This is a genomic window from Nostoc sp. CHAB 5836, from assembly GCF_020829445.1.
GTDB lineage: Bacteria > Cyanobacteriota > Cyanobacteriia > Cyanobacteriales > Nostocaceae > Nostoc.
Genome location: NZ_JAIVFV010000291.1, coordinates 1 through 4,691, shown reverse-complemented (window position 1 = coordinate 4,691; position 4,691 = coordinate 1). Strand labels below are relative to the sequence as shown.

Below are 4,691 nucleotides of genomic sequence, written 5' to 3'. Positions count from 1 at the left end.
TGAATAAATGGTGCATCCGGTTGACTCAAATAACTTGCCCCTTGCCAAATATTCACCTTCACCGATTCTGAACCGGGGTTATGTAAAATTATCCCTAGATAGAGCGAGCGCAAATTCTCTGCTGGTTCAGCCCTAGCAACGTGATGGGCAAAAATATCAAATCGTCCCCGAAAGGGAAAATTCAGATGCGCCCTTGGCACTTTTTTCCCCTCTGGTGGAAAAGTGGAGAGTAAAATCCCTTCTTTCAACACCAATTCTGGACTATTACTATTAAATGTTGGCACTCTATCCAACTTACCTGGTAAAGGACGTACTTCTTGTGGTTGCACAACTTCTTCAGGTGGTGGTGTGGTAGGAGTTGATTGGGCTATTGCAAAAATTAGTAACAATGGCAACATATACTTACATATTTCTTCAACCATACAGACATTAACAACTTGATGAAAGTGCCAGTTTGTTAATAATTAATACGAAATCTGCAAGAATCCCCATGAAATTTTCTTGATTGAGAATCGGAACGTGGACAAAGAGACAACGTGCCGTGAGTTGATTTTGCCTTAAATAGTCCAACACTGAATAGTAAAGACCTTCACAAACAAATTTTCCGCAGTCGTGGCTAATCTCAATTGCGGCGGCTCCCACCACTAATTTCTCTAAATCAACTTCTGTCTGCAAAATACTCTCTCCACAGCTAGCACTTGCTTCCACACTTAATTGCGTACGGCTTGCAGCCATGCCACAACAGATGATGTAATCAGGTTGGATTGCATTGATTTTTCCCATTACCTGAGTACTGGCAAGTTTCACATCTACCGGTAACTGGCGTAAAAAAGTTAAGTCATGCGGTATCAGATCAAGTTTGCTAACTTCAAGTAATAAATCATCAGAAGAATTCGACAGTTGATCCTTGAGCCAAATATCAAAAGAAGTTAATAGAATTCTTTTCTTCATAACAAATATTATTTAGAATAGAAAAACCCTCCATAATAAATTTACAAGGAGCAGGTAAATGCCAGTAATTGCGGTCGTAGACTACGAGATGGGAAATTTGCACTCAGTCTGCAAAGGCTTGGAAAAAGCTGGGGCAACTCCTAATGTTACTTATTCTCCAAAGGAATTAGACCAAGCAGATGCAATAGTCCTACCGGGAGTGGGAGCATTTGATCCAGCAGTGCAACACCTGCGATCGCGTGGTTTAGAAGAACCTATTAAAGAAGCGATCGCATCTGGTAAACCCTTCTTAGGAATTTGTTTAGGATTGCAAATTCTCTTTGAATCAAGTGCAGAAGGCACCCAACCAGGACTAGGAATTATCAAAGGAAAAGTGCGGCGGTTTCGTTCAGAACCTGACATCACTATCCCTCACATGGGTTGGAATCAACTGGAAGTGACTCAACCAAAAAGTATTTTGTGGGAGCATTTACCGTCCGATCCTTGGGTGTATTTTGTCCATTCCTACTATGTTGACCCAATAGATCCGCTAATCCGTGCAGCAACCATCACTCACGGCACTCAAACCGTCACAGCTGCGATCGCCCATGACAACCTGATGGCAGTCCAGTTTCACCCCGAAAAATCCTCTAATATCGGATTGCAAATCCTGTCTAATTTTGTTGCTCAAGTCCGCGAAAAAATTCCTGCCTAATACTATTTTTGTCATTTGTTCTTTGTCCTTTGTCCAAAACTAATGACTAATGACCAATGACTAATGACCAATGACTAATAACTAATGAGCCTGAGAATTTACGGCAATCGCCAGCTAAAAACTTTACCAGGAAAAGAAACTAGACCCACTAGTGCGCGGGTAAGGGAGGCAGTATTTAATATTTGGCAAGGAGAAATTGCAGGTTGTCGCTGGCTAGATTTGTGCGCCGGTACTGGTTCAATGGGCGCAGAGGCTTTATGTAGAGGAGCTAGCCTAGTAGCGGGAATAGAACAATCGAGCCGAGCCTGTGCCACCATCCAACAAAATTGGCAGCAGGTAGCTAACGCCCAGCAAGAATTTCGGGTATTACGGGGAGATATTACCCATCATTTAAAGATTTTATCAGGCAAGCAATTTGATAGAATTTACTTTGATCCACCTTATGCCAGTGGATTGTACCAGCCAGTATTAGAAGCGATCGCCCACTATCAACTTTTAGATCCTAGCGGCGAAATTGCAGTCGAACACGCCTCACAAAGTTGGACACCGCCAGAGATTCCCACTTGGGGAATTTGCCGCCAGAAAGTTTACGGCAACACATCACTTACTTTCTACAGAATTCGGAGTGAAGAGTTAGGAGCAGATCAGGGAGATGAGGAACAATATAACTCCTAACTCCTAACTCCTAACTCAGCACTGTGCACTCCCTCACCCTCCCAACTGATTGGGGCGCTTGTATTGCTTGTATGCAGCGTAAAACAGTCCAGCGAGGGTGACGAAAACTAGACCAAGGACAATACCTGATAGCAGGGGTTCAACCACTGGAAATCTCCTCTTTGTAATTATTAAATATTCGTTGCTTATTTTTGATTTTACCAAACTTCGTATCAATCCTGCGCCCTACAGCCTTTTTAGAGACCGACTGCCCACAAGAAAATAGTCTTCTGTGCTTGCAGACACAATCAAGAACTTTTAAGCTATGTGTAGGAAATGAAAACTTTTTAGCACACCTAGACTTTCACCGCAAACCTTTTGGATAACCAAATTACCAAACCTGAAATTTTGATTCAGCGCATCGTTTTATTGATGCTGGCCATAGTGCTAGCAGTCTCTTTGGGCTTTTTTGGTGTTCAGTTGGTTCAAGCCTCCGATCCATACGTCAAGAGTGTTCTATCCCTAACAGGAAACCCAGTTCAAGGACACGCGATCTTTCAAATTAACTGTGCTGGTTGTCATGGCTTGGAAGCAGACGGGCGAGTGGGGCCGAGTTTGCAAGCTGTTTCAAAGCACAAGTCTCGGTATGGACTGATTCACCAAGTGACCAGTGGTGAAACACCGCCAATGCCAAAATTCCAACCTAGTGCCCAAGAAATGGCGGATCTTTTAAACTATTTAGAGTCGTTGTAGACATTAGAATTTTTGGTTGCAGGATACATAAATCACTTATGGAAAAAGGCAGCACATCTTAATTTAATTATTGTAAAAGTGAGGTTAGCGTACCTAACTCGGTAAAATTAAGACAAAAGCTCCTATTGAATAGACTACGGTTTTGCTTCTTTAACAAACTAGATATTCTTGAAATGCCCTAAAGCTAATGACTGAAGCGATCCAAATCGGTAATCGTACAATCACAGCTAGTGAACTGATTTCCTTGCTGGCAAGTTACCAAATGCTGCCGCAGTTGCAGCGCGAATTGATCATCGATGACGCAATAGAGCAAAACTCACGCTCCGCCGAGGTAGCAATACAGTGTACACCTGAGGAAGTAGCCCAAGCTAAACAGCAGTTTTATGCGGAAAAACAGTTAAAAAATGAAGAAGACGTCCAGGCTTGGATGGCACGTCAAAGGCTGACTCCCGATCAACTAGAAGTTATTACCACTCGTAAGCTGAAAATTGAAAAATTTAAGCAAGCGACTTGGGGTAATAAACTGGAATCTTACTTTTTTCAGTCGAAGGCAAAATTGGACAAAGTAATTTATTCCCTACTGCGAACCCAGGATGTGGGAATTGCCCAAGAACTCTACTTCAGGATTCAAGCAAAAGAAAACTCTTTTGCTGACTTGGCACGAGAATACTCACTCGGGCCAGAAGCCCAAACTGGGGGCTTAGTGGGTCCGATTGAACTGAATGCACTACATCCTGTAATGGTGCAAATGCTTTCTAGTAGTCAACCAGGTCAGATATTGCCGCCTACCCGTATCGCTGAATGGTTTGTGATTTTGCGCCTGGAAAAATTCATCCCAGCACAACTGGATGAATTTATGAAAGTGCGCCTGCTGAATGAACTCTTTGAAACCTGGCTACAAGAACAGCAAAAACAAATCATGTCTGCATCACAAAGCGAGTGGGACACGGAACGAGAGGGAGAGGGCGATAAACCTTTAACTTAAACATGGGAGTGATCTCCCATACTTGGCTTCAAAACCGCATATAGCGATCGCTCTGTTAGTTTTTCAAGCTGGACGAGCGATCGCTTTTGATGTTTGTTGTTCATATAGTAGATGGAATTCCACCTCATTAAGTTTTCAAAAGTAGAATCTCGCCTTTGTTAAGATAAAAATAGGGGTAGTTAGGGCTTGGTGAATAGAAGTGTAATATATACCAGATAAGGGTTTTAAGCCTTTTCCCAACAAACAAGTGCTTTTGTTATAACATCTAGAGTCTCAAAACCCTTGCACAATCATTAGCGTTGGCGCAGCCCGCCGTTCGCAAAGCGTCTCGAAGAGAAGGCATCGCTGGGTAAATTTAGAAAGTGAGCGGTGAAACAACTATTTTGTAAGCTGTATAGCTTCTAGATTTGTTTTATAAACTTATTCAGCAAGCCCTAGTTAGACTAAAGATTAGAAAACTTGCAGCACAAAGAAGTTGGACAATCAAAGATGTGACTGAAGATGCCCACGTAAACTACAGCAAAGTGCAATACGGTTCGGTTAAGACTAAAAATAAAAATGTGTAGGTTGGGTTGAGCGTAAGCGAAACCCAACAAAGAGAAAGAAAATGTTGGGTTTCGTTCCTCAACCCAACCTACGAATATTCTTAACCGA

Annotated in this window: 8 protein-coding genes; 4 read left to right on the top strand and 4 right to left on the bottom strand. The window is 42.4% G+C overall.

Annotation, left to right across the window (positions count from 1 at the left end; genetic code table 11):
* Window positions 1–398, bottom strand: a 398-nt coding sequence (locus LC605_RS31025; protein WP_229551249.1) for a DUF3370 family protein, incomplete at its 3' end; no start/stop codon positions are given.
* Between the two features lie 31 nt (window positions 399–429).
* Window positions 430–951, bottom strand: a complete 522-nt coding sequence (locus LC605_RS31020) for a peptidase C15 (RefSeq protein ID WP_229551248.1) — start codon at window positions 949–951, stop codon at window positions 430–432.
* Window positions 952–1,009: 58 nt separating this feature from the next.
* Between LC605_RS31020 and hisH the strand changes: the two genes are divergently transcribed.
* Together hisH and rsmD are read left to right on the top strand one after the other, a co-directional pair.
* Window positions 1,010–1,645, top strand: a complete 636-nt coding sequence (gene hisH, locus LC605_RS31015; RefSeq protein ID WP_229551247.1) for an imidazole glycerol phosphate synthase subunit HisH — start codon at window positions 1,010–1,012, stop codon at window positions 1,643–1,645.
* A gap of 84 nt (window positions 1,646–1,729) precedes the next feature.
* On the top strand, window positions 1,730–2,320 hold the full coding sequence (rsmD, locus tag LC605_RS31010; RefSeq protein ID WP_229551246.1) for a 16S rRNA (guanine(966)-N(2))-methyltransferase RsmD: 591 nt from the start codon (window positions 1,730–1,732) through the stop codon (window positions 2,318–2,320).
* A gap of 33 nt (window positions 2,321–2,353) precedes the next feature.
* On the opposite strand, the gene petG is transcribed toward rsmD, so the two are convergent.
* Window positions 2,354–2,467 (bottom strand): cytochrome b6-f complex subunit V, encoded by a 114-nt coding sequence (gene petG / locus LC605_RS31005; protein ID WP_063721252.1) that lies wholly within the window; start codon window positions 2,465–2,467, stop codon window positions 2,354–2,356.
* Between the two features lie 210 nt (window positions 2,468–2,677).
* On the opposite strand from petG, the gene LC605_RS31000 reads away from it, so the two are divergent.
* Entirely contained in the window at window positions 2,678–3,052 is a 375-nt protein-coding gene (locus LC605_RS31000) for a cytochrome c (protein ID WP_229551245.1), read from the top strand.
* Between the two features lie 187 nt (window positions 3,053–3,239).
* Window positions 3,240–4,037 (top strand): peptidylprolyl isomerase, encoded by a 798-nt coding sequence (locus tag LC605_RS30995; RefSeq protein WP_229551244.1) that lies wholly within the window; start codon window positions 3,240–3,242, stop codon window positions 4,035–4,037.
* Window positions 4,038–4,480: 443 nt separating this feature from the next.
* Here LC605_RS30995 and LC605_RS30990 read toward each other — a convergent pair.
* Window positions 4,481–4,691 (bottom strand): hypothetical protein (locus tag LC605_RS30990; RefSeq protein ID WP_229551243.1); only part of this gene is annotated, 211 nt, incomplete at its 5' end.

Bases quoted from the DNA above. Each gene is read 5' to 3' on its own strand.
- LC605_RS31020 (WP_229551248.1), bottom strand. From the start codon at position 951: ATGAAGAAAAGAATTCTATTAACTTCTTTTGATATTTGGCTCAAGGAT.
- hisH (WP_229551247.1), top strand. From the start codon at position 1,010: ATGCCAGTAATTGCGGTCGTAGACTACGAGATGGGAAATTTGCACTCA.
- rsmD (WP_229551246.1), top strand. From the start codon at position 1,730: ATGAGCCTGAGAATTTACGGCAATCGCCAGCTAAAAACTTTACCAGGA.
- LC605_RS30995 (WP_229551244.1), top strand. From the start codon at position 3,240: ATGACTGAAGCGATCCAAATCGGTAATCGTACAATCACAGCTAGTGAA.